Below are 13,607 nucleotides of genomic sequence, written 5' to 3' on the forward strand. Positions count from 1 at the left end.
AACCGGCCCGAATTTTCCCGATTCGAACACGCGGCGCAATTCACCCCCCCCGCCTCGCGCCCCGCCCGGGCCGCAGTACCGTCCCGACCCGGTCCGCCGTCGCTCCGACCCGCCGGATTTCCGCAGCCTGCCATTCGATTTTTCCTCCGGTCCCACACGGACATTCCGCAGACCGGGCACCGAACGCCGCATCGTCTTTCCCCGCAAACCAGCCCCGTCATCGTCCGGCGCGATTCCGATATCCATCCGACATGGATCGGTCCTGAAGAACAATAAATGCGTCCTGCATCAATTTTTTATTCTAAAATTTGGATAATATCTACAATATTCGCTATATTTGAAATACGAACATACCCGAAAGTATGTTTGGCTGTTCAATCAAACGAAACTACCAAAGCAACTCACCCACAAAGAACAGCCAAGGACGTATTATGCACGGTTCTTGGCTATTTGTGGGAGTATTGGTAGTACTCGTTTGAAAGTCAGGAATCCGTGCATGTCCTTGGAACCATTTGAAACCGAATGAGGATATGCCGAATGGAAACGATTCGAATGCAGGCGGGAAAACGCTCTCCAAGCCCCTGACCGGTCACCGGACAGATTCCGGATAAAGTTTCGTCGTTTTCGGACGGATTGTCCCCTCAAAGCGCAATGCCCGGCATCCATGATTCGCCCCGGAATTTTTCCGGAGCCGTCCGGACATCCGTCGCTCTGCGGGACCGTACGCTCCCCGCTTATCCATTTCGACCCTCGAGACTGCGGCGCAGCAGCCTCATACACACACCCTGCGGATCCGCGACGGAGAAGAATTCGTCGTACAGTGACGCAACACACACGCAGGAGGGGCCGTCCGGTTCGTGCCGGCGGCCCCGTTTTTTCGGCCGAAACCGCAGTCTCCATGTCCCGTGTTCCCGAATCATCCCGAATATGCCCACCCACGCAAACCGGAATCGGAATCCAACGAACCGGCCGACAGCAAAAGAAAAAGGCCCGACGGTCTTCGACCGTCAAGCCTTTCCATCAGTCGGGGTGACTGGATTCGAACCAGCGACCACACGCCCCCCAGACGTGTACTCTAACCGGACTGAGCTACGCCCCGATTCCGCCACCGAAGCCGTTAGCTCCGGTTTGGGACTGCAAATATAAGGACAATTTTCAAAAAAACATATTTCTGTCCCATTTTTTTCTACTTTTGTGCTGATGAATCGCCGTATTCGATATTCCGAAATCTCTGCCGCAGCAGCCATCCGGCCAGTCAATCAACTGACAAACAGACGGATAATATGCGAATTCACAGCTCGCGCATCTACCGGAACAAAGACGGAGACGAAAAATGAAAACGGAAAAGAAGACCTCCATAACTCTTTCGAATAACCGATGACCCGAACCGCCCTGCTCTTCACGCTGCTCGCGCTGCTCACCGCCGCGCTGTTCGTGGCCGACCTCGCCGTGGGATCGGTGTACGTCTCCCCGGGCGAGATATGGGGGGCGCTGACCGGCAAGGCGGGCGACCCCGCCCTTCAGGACATCGTTCTCAAAATCCGGCTGCTGAAAGCCGTCACGGCCCTCGCCGCCGGGGCCGCCCTTGCCGCCAGCGGCCTGGAGATGCAGACGCTTTTCCGCAACCCGCTGGCCGGTCCCTACGTGCTGGGCGTCAGTTCGGGGGCTTCGCTGGGCGTCGCACTCTTCCTGTTGGGCGCCCCGCTGCTGGGAGTCTCGGGACACACCTTCGTCCAGTCGCTCGGAATCGCCGGCGCGGCCTGGCTGGGCGCGGCGCTCGTGCTGGCGGCAATTCTGGCCGTCAGCCGCCGGATCAAGGATATCATGGTCATCCTGATCCTCGGCATGATGTTCGGTTCGGGCGTCGCCTCGGTCGTCGAGATCCTGCAATACCTCTCCGACGAAGCCGCCCTCAAGTCGTTCGTCGTCTGGACGATGGGATCGCTGGGCGACGTCACGGGCAGCCAGCTCGCCCTGCTGCTTCCCGTCGTCTCGGCGGGCCTCGTACTCGCCGTCGCCGTCATCAAACCGCTCAACCTGCTGCTGCTGGGCGAAAATTACGCCCGGACGATGGGACTGAACATCCGGCGCACGCGCCTGCTGATCTTCCTCTCCACCGTGCTGCTCGCCGGAACCGTCACGGCGTTCTGCGGTCCCGTGGGATTCATCGGGCTGGCCGTTCCGCACCTCGCGCGCATGGCGTTCGCCTCGGCCGACCACCGGATCCTGATGCCCGCCTCGATGCTCGCCGGCGCCGCGCTGCTGCTCGTCTGCGACCTCGCGGCCAAACACTTCGCCCTGCCGATCAACACCATCACGGCCCTGATGGGCATTCCGGTCGTGATCTTCGTCGTAACCCGTAACCGCAACCTGTTCTGAATGAGCATCGCACTACGACATATCACGCTCGCCTACGGCGACCGCCGCCTGCTGGAGGACGTCTCCGCCGACTTCGCCCCGCAGACCCTCACCGCCCTGATCGGCCGCAACGGCACGGGCAAGAGCACCCTGCTGCGGGCCATCGCGGGACTGGGACCCGTCGCCGGGGGCAGCGTGGAGCTGTGCGGCCGCCCGCTCGCAGAGCTCCCGCCCCGGCAGCGGGCAGGGACCGTCGGCTTCGTCACCACCGACAAGGTCCGGATCGCCAACCTTCCCTGCCGCGACGTCGTGGCGCTGGGGCGCGCGCCCTACACCGACTGGATCGGCCGGATGCAGGCGGCCGACCGCGCCGCCGTGGACCGCGCGCTGGAACTGGTCGGCATGAGCGCCTTCGCCCGCAAGACGATGGACCGGATGTCCGACGGCGAATGCCAGCGCGTGATGATCGCCCGGGCGCTGGCGCAGGACACGCCCGTCATCCTGCTCGACGAACCCACGGCGTTCCTCGACCTCCCGAACCGCTACGAGCTGGCCTCGCTCCTGCGGCGGCTGGCCCGCGACGAGGGCAAGTGCATTCTCTTCTCGACGCACGACCTCGACATAGCGCTGTCGCTCTGCGACGCCGTCGCGCTCATCGACACCCCGTCCCTGCACCTGCTCCCGGCCGGGGCGATGGCTCGCAGCGGCCTCATCGAACGCCTCTTCGCGGGCGAAAGCGCCCGTTTCGACCCCGAGACCCGCACCGTGAAGCTCCGCTGATCCCGCGGAAATGCGTTCCGGCGCATCCCGAAGCGGGTCTTCAGGCAAAAAAACGGATTTTTTCGACATATTTTTTGCACCGTACGCTTTTTTGCTTACCTTTGCACCGCTAAAGCCTCCCCTTGCGGGGTCGGCGATAGTGGTAAAGGCCCATTCGTCTATCGGTTAGGACGCAAGATTTTCATTCTTGAAAGAGCAGTTCGATTCTGCTATGGGCTACACGAGGGATGCCGGAACGACCGGCGCATCCGTATCGGGGGGGGGCAGGCTGCGAAGCCGGCGCGCGAAAGAGGCGGACCCGCGAACGGAACGCGACGGAAGGAAGGGCGTCCGACGGGTATTATTCATTACAGGAGCGGACCCCGGGTCCATCCGCAAGCAGCCACGGCTGTCGCAGGGATAAAGATTGAAGTAAAAAATAAACACACAACGAATTATGGCAAACCATAAGTCATCGAAGAAAAGAATCCGTCAGACGGTGACCAAGCGTGCGCACAACCGCTTGTATCACAAGACGGCCCGCAACGCCGTGAAGGCTCTGCGCGCGACGACCGAGAAGAGCGCCGCCGAGGCCCTGCTTCCGAAGGTAACGGCTATGCTCGACAAGCTGGCCAAACACAACATCATGCACAAGAACAAGGCCGCCAACCTCAAGAGCGCCATCCAGCTTCACGTGAACGCCCTCTGACGGGCCGGGAAGGGGAGGACGGCCGAATGCCGGTCCGAATCGTTCCCGCAACCAAGAAAAGAAAAAGCTGTCCTTTCGGGACAGCTTTTTTCGTGGCGGAAGAGCGCCGGATCACTTCAGCCCGTCGATCACCGCGGCAATGCGGCCGAACACCTCGTCCATCGTGCCGACGCCGTCCACCGACGCATACTTGTTCTGCGAAGCGTAGTAATCCGCCACCACGGCCGTCTGCTTGCGATAGACGTCCAGCCGTCCGCGGATCACCTCCTCCGAAGCGTCGTCGGCACGGCCCGAATCCTTGCCGCGCAGCAGGATACGCTTCACCAGCTCCTCCTCGGGAACGTGGATGTCCACCATGATATCCACCTTCAGTCCGTGCCCGGCCAGAATCCTGTCGAACTCCTCGGCCTGCACCGTGGTGCGCGGGAACCCGTCGAAAATGCACCCTTTGGCCTCCTTGTGGCCGGCGACGTAGTTGGCTATCATGCCGATCACGATCTCGTCGGGAGCCAGCCGGCCCTCCCTGATGTACTGCTCCATGCTGCGGCCCAGCTCCGTGCCGCGGCGAATCTCGTCGCGGATCACCTCGCCCGTCGAAACATGGTCGATGCCGTAGTGCTCCTTCAGCCGCTGCGCCTGCGTACCCTTGCCGCAGCCCGGAGCGCCGAATAAGACAATGTTTATCATATCCGAATCCGTTTTTGTGATTGAACGGACAAAATTACGCTAATTTTTGAGAAACGGCAAAGAATCGTTAGTTTTGTCGAAAATTCGACTCGCACATGGAGACCAAGAAACGCACCGAGATCGCCGCGCTCGGACAGTTCGGACTGATCGACCGCCTGACGCACGGCTTTTCGCCGAAGAACCCTTCGACCCTGCGGGGCGTCGGCGACGACGCCGCCGTCATCGCGCCCCCCGCGGGCGAGGAGCTGCTCTGCTCGACCGACTCCTTCTTCGAAGGCGTGGATTTCGACCTCACCTACTTCCCGCTCAAACACCTGGGCTACAAGGTCGTGACGGCCGGAGTGAGCGACATTCTGGCCATGAACGCCCGCCCGTCGCAGATCGTCCTGTCGCTCGGCGTCTCCGCGAAACTGCCCGTCGAGGCGCTCGACGACCTCTACGAAGGCGTCCGCTTCGCCTGCGACGAGCTGGGCGTGGACCTCGCGGGCGGCGACACGCGCGCCTCGATGACCGGCCTTGCGGTCACCGTCACGACGCTGGGACACGCCCCGAAGGAGCGGATCGTTTACCGCAGCGGGGCCCGACTGCACGACCTCATCTGCATCACGGGCAATCTCGGGGCCGCCTTCATGGGGCTGCGCCTGCTCGAACGCGAGAAGCGCGTGCTCTCCGACGTGACGAATCCCGAGCCGCAGTTCAAGGGATACGAATACCTGCTCGAAAAATACCTCAAGCCCCGCCCCCGCACCGACATCCTCGACGCGCTGGCCGAGGAGGGGATCGTCCCCACGGCGATGATCGACCTCACGGACGGTCTGGCCGGCGATCTGATGCAGCTCTGCAAGGCCTCCTCCTGCGGCGCCCGCATCTATCTCGAACGCATCCCCATCGCGCAGCAGACTTCGGCGCTCTGCGAGGAGATGCACGCCGATCCGGTCGTTGCGGCGCTCAACGGCGGCGAGGACTACGAGCTGCTCTTCACCGTGCCCCTTTCGATGCAGGAGCAGGTGATGCGCCTCGGACTGGTGGACGTGATCGGCCACATCACGCCCGACCCGACGGGCTGCTTCCTCGTCACGCCCGACGGGCAGGAGATCGCACTGAAGGCGCAGGGATTCCCGGAGAAATAGCCCCTCCGCGCGCCGTTTCCGGCAAGACGCCCGTCCCGGACGGGCTCCGCACGGGGCGGACGGACCGGGAGATCGGAAACCGAAGTGCGAAAAAAGCGCGAAAAGTTTGATATTTCCCGATTTATACCTATCTTTGCGGTCCCGAAAAGGGAACGAAAACAATTAATTAAAAACGTCATGAACAATTACGAAACCGTTTTCATTGTCACGCCGGTCCTCTCCGATCAGCAGGTGCAGGAGGTCGCTGACAAATTCCAGGGTGTCATCACCGAGAACGGCGGTCAGATCGTGAACAAGGAGTCGTGGGGCCTCAAGAAGCTCGCCTACCCCATTCAGAAGAAGACCACCGGTTTCTACTTCCTCGTGGAGTTCACGGGCGAGGGTTCCATCGTGAACGCCCTCGAAACGCAGTACCGCCGCGACGAGCGCGTGATCCGTTTCTTAACTTTCAAGCAGGACAAGTATGCCGTAGAGTACTCGGAGAAACGTCGTGCGAAACTTTCTAACAAGCAGGAGGAGTAAACCATGGCACAGGAGAACAAACCGCAATCCGAAATCCGTTACCTCAACCCCGTTTCGGTAGACGTCAAGAAGAAGAAGTACTGCCGCTTCAAGAAGCTCGGCATCAAATACGTCGATTACAAGGACGGCGAATTTCTCAAGAAGTTCCTCAACGAGCAGGGCAAGATTCTGCCCCGCCGCCTGACGGGAACCTCGCAGAAGTTCCAGAAGAAGGTGGCACAGGCCGTGAAGCGCGCCCGTCATCTGGCCATTCTGCCCTTCGTAACCGATTGCATGAAATAATTAAAGGGAGGAGACGACCATGGAAGTAATTCTGATCAAAGATATGGAGAAGCTGGGCTACGCCAACGACATCGTGAACGTGAAGCCCGGTTATGCGAACAACTACCTGATCCCGCAGGGCTACGCGAAGGCCGCCACGGCTTCCGCGAAGAAGGTCCTCGCAGAGAACCTCCGCCAGCGCGCCCACAAGGATGCCAAGATTCTGGCCGACGCCCAGGCGCTGGCCGAGACGATCGCCAACCTGCCGCTGTCGCTGGCCGTCAAGGCCGAGGAGGGCAAGCTCTTCGGTACGGTCACCGCCACCGACCTGGCAGAGGCTCTCGCAGCCAAAGGCATCACCGTGGACCGCAAGCAGATCACGGTGGACGCCATCAAGACCGTCGGCGAGTACGAGGCTACGGCCCGTCTGCACAAGGAGGTCAAGGCTACGATCAAATTCTCGGTTACCGCAGCCGAATAAGGTTCCGGAATCCGCAAACGAAAAAGGGAGGGCGATGTTTCGCCCTCCCTTTTTTTCGTCGTGTCCGGAGACACCGGAACACCTCCGGCACGACCGCTCCGGATGCCGGGCCCCGTCTCCGTCCGGAGATCAGTGCGGCCCGGCATCCGGTCCCTCCGCCGCACGGGACTTCCCGGCATAGGAGCGGAGCACCAGTCCGACGCCCGTGAAGATCACTGCGGCGAAGACCAGCGTGTCGAAATGGAGGCGGTCCAGCCCCATGGCCACGGAGACGGCGATCGCCAGCACGGGCTGCAGGTAGGTGTATATGCTCGTCACGGTCGGCTCGACCGACTTGAGGGCGTAGTTGAGCAGCAGATTGGGCACATAGGTCGGCACGAAGAGCACGAAAAGAGTCGGCAGCAACGCATGGCGCGCGATCCGGCCGAAATCGGTATGCACGATCTCCCCGAATCCGAACGGCAGCGCCATGACCGCCGCGATGCAATAGAGCCAGCGCAGCACGGTGGTGATGCGGTATTTGCCGACCAGCCGCTTGAACCAGACCATATAGAAAGCCGTGGCGCACGCGCTCGCAAAGACCAGCAGGTTCCCCCAAAGCTGCGAATGCGCATGAACCGGGGCGGCCCCCGTGAGCACCACGGCCACGGCTCCCGCCATGCCGAGCACGAGACCCGCGACCTTCGGCCGTGTAAACCGGTCGATCCCCAATGCCACCGAGAGCAGCAGCACCAGCAGCGGAACGACGGTGTCGATGATCGAGCCGTCGATCGGCGAGGTTTTCGACAGTCCGTACATGAGAAACACCTTGCGCAGCACGCCGATCAGCAGCGCGGCGCCGATCAGCCTGCGGATATCCGCCCGTTCGACCCGCTCCGCCCGCTCCCAAAGCAGCGGGATCAGCGACAACAGCGCCGTAGCGATCAGCGAAGCCGAGATCATGGCCATCGGATGCACGTAATACGGCAGCACGATATTGTAAAAGGGATAATCCAGGGCCCAGACCACGTTGCACGTCAAAAGGGCCAGATGCGGTTTCAAGCGGTTCATGCGTTCCGAGTTTCCCTGCGGAAAGCAAAAACGATGCCCGCGGATGTCTCCGTCCGCCCCGGGGACGCCGAAAGGGCGGGCATCCCGTCGCCCGCAAAGGCCCCGTCCCGAAGGGCAGTTCCCGAAACCGCCCGGCAGGACACCGCTTCACCCCGGCAGGACGTCATTCCGTTCCGGCAAGACACCGCCCCGCCCCGGCGGCACGGCGAGCGAAAAGCGGGGAACAGGGCGCGGAGGGATACACAGGACAGAAAGCGGGAATTCCGGGACCGACCGTGCGGACAGAGGATAGCGGACAAATAGGGCAAGGCGGATAAGCGGACAGCCATACGCGGGGAACGGGCACGAAGCGGACACAGCGGCAACGGAACACAGAACAAAACGGGACATACGCAGACGACATACGCACGAAAAAGCCGCGGACGCTTGCGCGTCCGCGGCTTACCGTGCGGCGGAAGCGATTCCGCCGAGTCAGTCGGGATTACTTCCCTTCCTCCTCCTTCTTGGCGGCGGCCTCCATGGCGCTCTTCAGAGCGGCCAGACCGGCGATGTCGCCCAGCGTCGTTTTCTCGACCGAAGCGTTGATCTTCTTCACCGTCGATTTCGTAGCGTCGGCGGCGGCACGCTTCTCGGCCTTCTCGGCGGCGACGGCCTCCTTACGTGCGTCATCGTACGTACGCAGGTGCGAAAGGGTGATGCGCTTGGTGGCCTTCGAGAACTCGAGCACCTTGAAGTCGAGCTTGTCGCCCGCCTTCGGGGTCGTGCCGTCCGCCTTCACGAGCTGACGTGCGGGGCAGAAGCCCTCGACGTTCTCGCCCAGCGATACGACGGCGCCCTTGTCGGTCATCTCGGTGATCGTGCCCTCGTGGATGCTGTCCACGGGGAAGCGGGTCTCGAACTCGTTCCAGGGGTTCTCCTCCAACTGCTTGTGACCCAGCGACAGACGGCGGTTCTCCTTGTCGATCTCGAGCACAACGACCTCGATGTCGGCGCCCACCTGCGTGAACTCGCCCGGGTGCTTCACCTTCTTCGTCCAGCTCAGGTCCGAAATGTGGATCAGACCGTCGATGCCCTCCTCGATCTCGACGAACACGCCGAAGTTCGTGAAGTTGCGCACCTTGGCATTGCACTTCGTGCCGACGGGATACTTAACCTCGATATTCTCCCACGGATCGGGCGTCAGTTGCTTGATGCCCAGCGACATTTTGCGCTCCGAACGGTCGAGCGTCAGGATGACGGCCTCGACCTCGTCGCCGACCTTCATGAACTCCTGAGCCGAACGCAGGTGCTGGCTCCACGACATTTCCGAAACGTGGATCAGACCCTCCACGCCGGGAGCGATCTCCACGAACGCACCGTAGTCGGCCATCACGACCACGCGGCCGCGAACCTTGTCGCCGACCTTCAGATCGGGATCCAGAGCCTCCCACGGATGCGGGGTGAGCTGCTTCAGACCCAGCGCGATGCGCTTCTTCTGATCGTCGAAGTCGAGGATCACGACACGGATCTTCTCGTCGAGCTTGACGATCTCCTCGGGATGGTTCACGCGGCCCCACGAGAGGTCCGTGATGTGAATCAGACCGTCCACGCCGCCCAGATCGACGAACACGCCGTAGGAGGTGATGTTCTTGACGGTTCCCTCGAGGATCTGCCCCTTCTCGAGCTTCGACATGATGATCTGCTTCTGCGCCTCGAGTTCGGCCTCGATCAGCGCCTTGTGCGACACGACCACGTTGCGGAACTCCTGGTTGATCTTCACCACCTTGAACTCCATGGTCTTGTCCACATATACGTCGTAGTCGCGGATCGGCTTCACGTCGATCTGCGAACCGGGCAGGAAGGCTTCGATGCCGAAGACGTCCACGATCATGCCGCCCTTCGTGCGGCACTTGATGTAACCCTTGATGATCTCGTCCTTCTCCAGCGCCTCGTTCACGCGGTCCCACGACTTGAGCTGGCGGGCCTTCTTGTGCGACAGCGACAGCTGGCCGTTCTTGTCCTCGGCCGACTCGACGTACACTTCGATCCTGTCGCCCACCTTCAGGTCGGGGTTGTAGCGGAACTCCGATACGGGGATCACGCCCTCGCTCTTATAGCCGATGTTCACCATCACCTCGCGTTTGGTGATGGCCGTCACCGTGCCCTCGACCACCTCTCCGACGGCGACGTTCGACAGCGTCTTGTCATACTCCTCGGCGATCTGCTCCTTCGGCTGGTCGTACACGCCCAGATCGTTCTCGAAGGCGTTCCAGTCGAAATCCGCGTTTGCGACTACATTCTTTACTTCTTCCATTGTGGAATTTTTTTGCGATACAATCGCTCGTTAAATGGTTAATAATTAATATTTTACTCCCCGAAGTGCATGTCTTTCGCACACACGCGGGAGGTGCAAAGATACGCTTTTTCCGCTGAAAATCAAAATATCAGAACTTTTTCGCCTCCGTGCGGACCACTTTCTGCCGCGGCGCATTGTCGGCCTCCAGCGGACTGTCCTCGCGCAACTCTCCGATAAGGATGTCGGCGACCTTTTCGCCGGTGATCTCCCCTTCGGTACAATGCAGGTCGTGGTAATTCCTGTAAACGTAATCGCTCACGGCCACCTTGTAGCGGCGATCCTCGCGCAACTCCGGAAAACGGACGTCGAAGGCCCTGTCCTCGGCATCGACCAAAATCGCATAGGGCGTCGTCGAAACCAGGTCGATGCGGTGTCCCTCGCGCGTCGGTTCGTTGTACTTCGTCACGATCATCCGGCGCATTTCGGCCGGAGTCATCTCCATCCGGGCGACCTGCGTTCCGAACGGCTCCAGGTCGTACACCCGCGCCACGCCCACGCCGCCTGCGGCGATCGAATCGAGCCGCACGCCGCCGATATGGTAGAATCCCACTTCGGCGTCGGCCTCGTCGGCCACGGCCGCCGCCATCCAGTTGGCCAGTCCCTGCTTGTCCATCGTCGCGGCGAACGCGCCCACGGGGCGGTTCAGCTCCGGCGAGGCATAATAGCGCTCCACCTCGGCCGCGAACCCGGCGTCCGGCCCGTAACCGTCCAGCGGCACGAGGCGGAAATCCGCCGACTGCACCTTCCCGCCGCGCAGGCGGATCTCCGTCACGCCCACATACCGGAGATCCTTGCCCGTCTGCGTCAGCAGCGTGCCGTTCACCACCGTATCGCGCAAGACGTGCGTATGGCCGCCGATCACCAGGTCGAACAGCCGCGTCCTGCCGAGCAGTTCCTCGTCGCGGTCGTCGCCCATGTGGGAGACGAGCACCAGCACGTCCACCCGGCCCCGCAGCTCTTCGGCCCGGCGGATCGCCTCGGCCTGCGGATCGGGAAACTCCAGCCCGGCGAAGCTCGCGGCATTGCCCGCCGGATGGCCCGGCCCCTCGTAGTTCGTCACCGCACCGACGAATCCGATCTTCACGCCGCCGCGTTCGACGATCGTCGCAGCCGGCAGTTGAGGGAAGGTGCAGGTGTCGCTCAGTACGTTGGCGCAGACGACCTCGAAATCCATGCTGTCGATCATCCGTCCCAGAAACGCCTGCCCGTGGTCGAATTCGTGGTTGCCGAGCGTGGCCACGTCGTAGCGGAGCCGGTTCATCAGCTCGATGACCGGCTTGCCCGGCACGGCGGTCTTATCGACATAGGCGTTGCCCGTCCAGCGGTCGCCGGCATCGACCAGCAACGCATCGGGGACCGTATCGCGGCACGCCTCGACGGCGGCGGCCAGGCGGGGGAAATGCTGGATCTTGGCGTGCATGTCGTTCGTGGACAGCACGACGATCGTGCGCTCGCGGGGAGCGCAGGCCGCAGCGGCCGCGACGGCGGCGAACAAGGCCAGACGGGTCCATCTTTTCATGGTGCGAATCCGAATTTGAGTTGCCAAAGTTACAAATTATTTCTACCTTTACCCTGCATTAAACGCAAAAATCATTCATGACCGATCCGATCAAAGTCATCTGCGAAAACCTCGGCGGCGAGCTGGAGGTCCCGATGGGAACCACGCTGCTCGAGGTCGCGGAACGCCTGACTCCCGGGCCGCGCCCCTTCCTGGCCGCGCTCGTGAACAACCGCATCAAAGAGCTCAGTTACCGCATATACACCCCCGTCACGGTCCGCTTCGTGGACATCACCTCGTTCGAGGGCATCCGCGTCTATCAGCGCACGGCGTGGTTCCTGTTGCAAAAGGCCGTGCGCGACCTCTACCCCGGGCGGACGCTGCACATCCGCCATTCGATGGGTCAGAACGGCTTCTACTGCGAGATCGACGGCATCGACTCCTTCTCCGACCGCCAGACCGGGGCGCTGAAGGCCCGCATCCGGGAGCTGGTGGAGCGCGACCTGCCGATCCGCCGCACGAAGGCCCTCACCAGCGAGGTGCGCGCCCGCTACGCCGAGGAGGGTTTCACCGACAAGATCGCCCTGCTCGACTCGCGGCCCCGGCTTTACAGCGACCTCTACACGCTCGACGACACGGCCGGCTATTTCTACGGCTCGCTGGCCCCCTCGACGGGATACGTCCGCCACTTCGACATCGAACCCTACTACAACGGCTTCTACCTCGCCCTGCCGCTGCGCACCGATCCCGACCGGATCGTCCGGACGGTCCATCAGGACAAAATGTTCGGCATCTTCCGCGAATACCAGTCGTGGGTCCGCATCATGGGGGTCCCCACCGTGGGCGACGTCAATGCCAAGGTCCTCGCGGGCGACGCCGGAGGCATGATAAAACTCGCCGAGGCGTTCCACGAACGCAAGTTCGCCGAGGTGGCCGACGCCATTCTCCAGGCCAACCTGCTGCGCGGCACGCGCGTCGTGCTGATCTCCGGCCCCTCGTCGAGCGGCAAGACCACCTCGGCCAAGCGGCTGGGCATCCAGCTCGGCGTGCTGGGGCTGAACCCCGTGCTCATCTCGCTCGACGACTACTTCGTGGACCGCGAGAAAACCCCGAAGGACGCCGATGGGGAGTACGACTACGAGGCGCTGGAAGCCATCGACCTCGACCTGTTCAACGACCATCTGGGCCGGCTCATGCGCGGCGAGAGCGTCGATATTCCGCGCTACGACTTCATCACGGGCCGCCGCACGTGGCACAACGCCCCGCTCACGCTCGACGAGCGTTCGATTCTGGTCATCGAAGGTATCCACGGACTGAATCCGCGGCTGACGCCCTCGATTCCCGAAGAGCAGAAGTTCCGCATCTACATCTCGTGCTTCACGTCCGTGGCGATGGACAACCTCTCGCGCATCGCCACCACCGACAACCGCCTTCTGCGCCGTCTGACCCGCGACTACACGCAGCGGGGCGCCGACGCGCTGGCCACGCTCTCGCGCTGGGCCTCCGTGCGCCGCGGCGAGGAGCGGCACATCTTCCCCTATCAGGAGAACGCCGACGTGATGCTCAACTCGTCGCTCTTCTACGAAATCTCCGTGCTGCGGCCCTACGCCGAAAAGATTCTGCGCGAGGTTCCCGACACGGTTCCCGAATACGACGAGGCGCGCCGCATCCTCAAGTTCCTCGACAACTTCATTCCGATTCCGCCCGACGAAATCCCTCCGACGTCGATCCTCCGGGAGTTCATCGGCGGCAGCAGCTTCAAATACTGAATACCGACACGCATACGACCCAAAATAATTACAAACCACCCGTACACA

Annotated in this window: 12 protein-coding genes and 2 tRNA genes; 9 read left to right on the plus strand and 5 right to left on the minus strand. The window is 62.0% G+C overall.

The window, feature by feature from the left end; genetic code table 11:
- Positions 1-1,024 precede the first annotated feature (1,024 nt).
- Positions 1,025-1,099: transfer RNA gene (locus FME97_RS04540), tRNA-Pro, on the minus strand.
- 278 nt (positions 1,100-1,377) lie between these two features.
- Here FME97_RS04540 and FME97_RS04545 point away from each other — a divergent pair.
- From FME97_RS04545 to rpsT, 4 genes are all read left to right on the plus strand, one after another.
- The gene (locus FME97_RS04545; RefSeq protein WP_141428080.1) at positions 1,378-2,379 is read left to right on the plus strand and encodes an iron ABC transporter permease; all 1,002 of its coding nucleotides are present in this window, start codon (positions 1,378-1,380) and stop codon (positions 2,377-2,379) included.
- The gene (locus tag FME97_RS04550) at positions 2,380-3,138 is read left to right on the plus strand and encodes an ABC transporter ATP-binding protein (RefSeq protein ID WP_141428081.1); all 759 of its coding nucleotides are present in this window, start codon (positions 2,380-2,382) and stop codon (positions 3,136-3,138) included.
- Between the two features lie 147 nt (positions 3,139-3,285).
- Positions 3,286-3,357: transfer RNA gene (locus tag FME97_RS04555), tRNA-Glu, on the plus strand.
- A gap of 217 nt (positions 3,358-3,574) precedes the next feature.
- Complete coding sequence (gene rpsT / locus FME97_RS04560) at positions 3,575-3,826, plus strand: 30S ribosomal protein S20 (protein WP_141428082.1); 252 nt, start codon at positions 3,575-3,577, stop codon at positions 3,824-3,826.
- A 111-nt stretch (positions 3,827-3,937) separates the two neighbouring features.
- Here rpsT and FME97_RS04565 read toward each other — a convergent pair whose 3' ends face one another.
- Positions 3,938-4,513: an adenylate kinase gene (locus tag FME97_RS04565; protein WP_141428083.1), complete on the minus strand. Its 576-nt coding sequence runs from the start codon at positions 4,511-4,513 to the stop codon at positions 3,938-3,940.
- Positions 4,514-4,608: 95 nt separating this feature from the next.
- On the opposite strand from FME97_RS04565, the gene thiL reads away from it, so the two are divergent.
- The 4 genes from thiL (at position 4,609) to rplI (ending at position 6,907) form a co-directional block, all read left to right on the plus strand.
- Complete coding sequence (gene thiL, locus FME97_RS04570; protein ID WP_141428084.1) at positions 4,609-5,643, plus strand: thiamine-phosphate kinase; 1,035 nt, start codon at positions 4,609-4,611, stop codon at positions 5,641-5,643.
- A 177-nt stretch (positions 5,644-5,820) separates the two neighbouring features.
- Positions 5,821-6,165: a 30S ribosomal protein S6 gene (gene rpsF, locus FME97_RS04575; protein WP_141428085.1), complete on the plus strand. Its 345-nt coding sequence runs from the start codon at positions 5,821-5,823 to the stop codon at positions 6,163-6,165.
- A gap of 3 nt (positions 6,166-6,168) precedes the next feature.
- Positions 6,169-6,447 carry a 30S ribosomal protein S18 gene (rpsR, locus tag FME97_RS04580; RefSeq protein WP_141428086.1) on the plus strand — a complete coding sequence of 93 codons (279 nt, stop codon included), beginning with the start codon at positions 6,169-6,171 and terminating at the stop codon, positions 6,445-6,447.
- A 19-nt stretch (positions 6,448-6,466) separates the two neighbouring features.
- Entirely contained in the window at positions 6,467-6,907 is a 441-nt protein-coding gene (gene rplI / locus FME97_RS04585) for a 50S ribosomal protein L9 (protein ID WP_141428087.1), read from the plus strand.
- A gap of 129 nt (positions 6,908-7,036) precedes the next feature.
- Here the strand turns inward: rplI and FME97_RS04590 are convergent, their stop codons facing one another.
- From FME97_RS04590 to FME97_RS04600, 3 genes are all read right to left on the minus strand, one after another.
- Positions 7,037-7,957, minus strand: coding sequence for a DMT family transporter (locus FME97_RS04590; RefSeq protein ID WP_141428088.1), 921 nt, complete (start codon positions 7,955-7,957; stop codon positions 7,037-7,039).
- A gap of 481 nt (positions 7,958-8,438) precedes the next feature.
- Complete coding sequence (rpsA, locus tag FME97_RS04595) at positions 8,439-10,250, minus strand: 30S ribosomal protein S1 (RefSeq protein ID WP_141428089.1); 1,812 nt, start codon at positions 10,248-10,250, stop codon at positions 8,439-8,441.
- Positions 10,251-10,380: 130 nt separating this feature from the next.
- Positions 10,381-11,811 (minus strand): bifunctional metallophosphatase/5'-nucleotidase, encoded by a 1,431-nt coding sequence (locus FME97_RS04600; RefSeq protein ID WP_141428090.1) that lies wholly within the window; start codon positions 11,809-11,811, stop codon positions 10,381-10,383.
- Positions 11,812-11,888: 77 nt separating this feature from the next.
- Between FME97_RS04600 and FME97_RS04605 the strand changes: the two genes are divergently transcribed.
- Positions 11,889-13,559, plus strand: a complete 1,671-nt coding sequence (locus tag FME97_RS04605; protein ID WP_141428091.1) for a nucleoside kinase — start codon at positions 11,889-11,891, stop codon at positions 13,557-13,559.
- The last annotated feature ends 48 nt before the right edge of the window (positions 13,560-13,607 follow it).

This window comes from Alistipes dispar (genome assembly GCF_006542685.1).
Classification (GTDB): Bacteria; Bacteroidota; Bacteroidia; order Bacteroidales; family Rikenellaceae; genus Alistipes; species Alistipes dispar.

What these genes read in the sequence shown, in the direction of transcription:
- FME97_RS04590 (WP_141428088.1), bottom strand. Translation starts at nt 7,957, where the DNA reads ATGAACCGCTTGAAACCGCATCTGGCCCTTTTGACGTGCAACGTGGTC.
- FME97_RS04545 (WP_141428080.1), top strand. Translation starts at nt 1,378, where the DNA reads ATGACCCGAACCGCCCTGCTCTTCACGCTGCTCGCGCTGCTCACCGCC.
- FME97_RS04565 (WP_141428083.1), bottom strand. Translation starts at nt 4,513, where the DNA reads ATGATAAACATTGTCTTATTCGGCGCTCCGGGCTGCGGCAAGGGTACG.
- rplI (WP_141428087.1), top strand. Translation starts at nt 6,467, where the DNA reads ATGGAAGTAATTCTGATCAAAGATATGGAGAAGCTGGGCTACGCCAAC.
- rpsT (WP_141428082.1), top strand. Translation starts at nt 3,575, where the DNA reads ATGGCAAACCATAAGTCATCGAAGAAAAGAATCCGTCAGACGGTGACC.
- rpsF (WP_141428085.1), top strand. Translation starts at nt 5,821, where the DNA reads ATGAACAATTACGAAACCGTTTTCATTGTCACGCCGGTCCTCTCCGAT.
- FME97_RS04605 (WP_141428091.1), top strand. Translation starts at nt 11,889, where the DNA reads ATGACCGATCCGATCAAAGTCATCTGCGAAAACCTCGGCGGCGAGCTG.
- thiL (WP_141428084.1), top strand. Translation starts at nt 4,609, where the DNA reads ATGGAGACCAAGAAACGCACCGAGATCGCCGCGCTCGGACAGTTCGGA.
- FME97_RS04600 (WP_141428090.1), bottom strand. Translation starts at nt 11,811, where the DNA reads ATGAAAAGATGGACCCGTCTGGCCTTGTTCGCCGCCGTCGCGGCCGCT.
- rpsA (WP_141428089.1), bottom strand. Translation starts at nt 10,250, where the DNA reads ATGGAAGAAGTAAAGAATGTAGTCGCAAACGCGGATTTCGACTGGAAC.
- FME97_RS04550 (WP_141428081.1), top strand. Translation starts at nt 2,380, where the DNA reads ATGAGCATCGCACTACGACATATCACGCTCGCCTACGGCGACCGCCGC.
- rpsR (WP_141428086.1), top strand. Translation starts at nt 6,169, where the DNA reads ATGGCACAGGAGAACAAACCGCAATCCGAAATCCGTTACCTCAACCCC.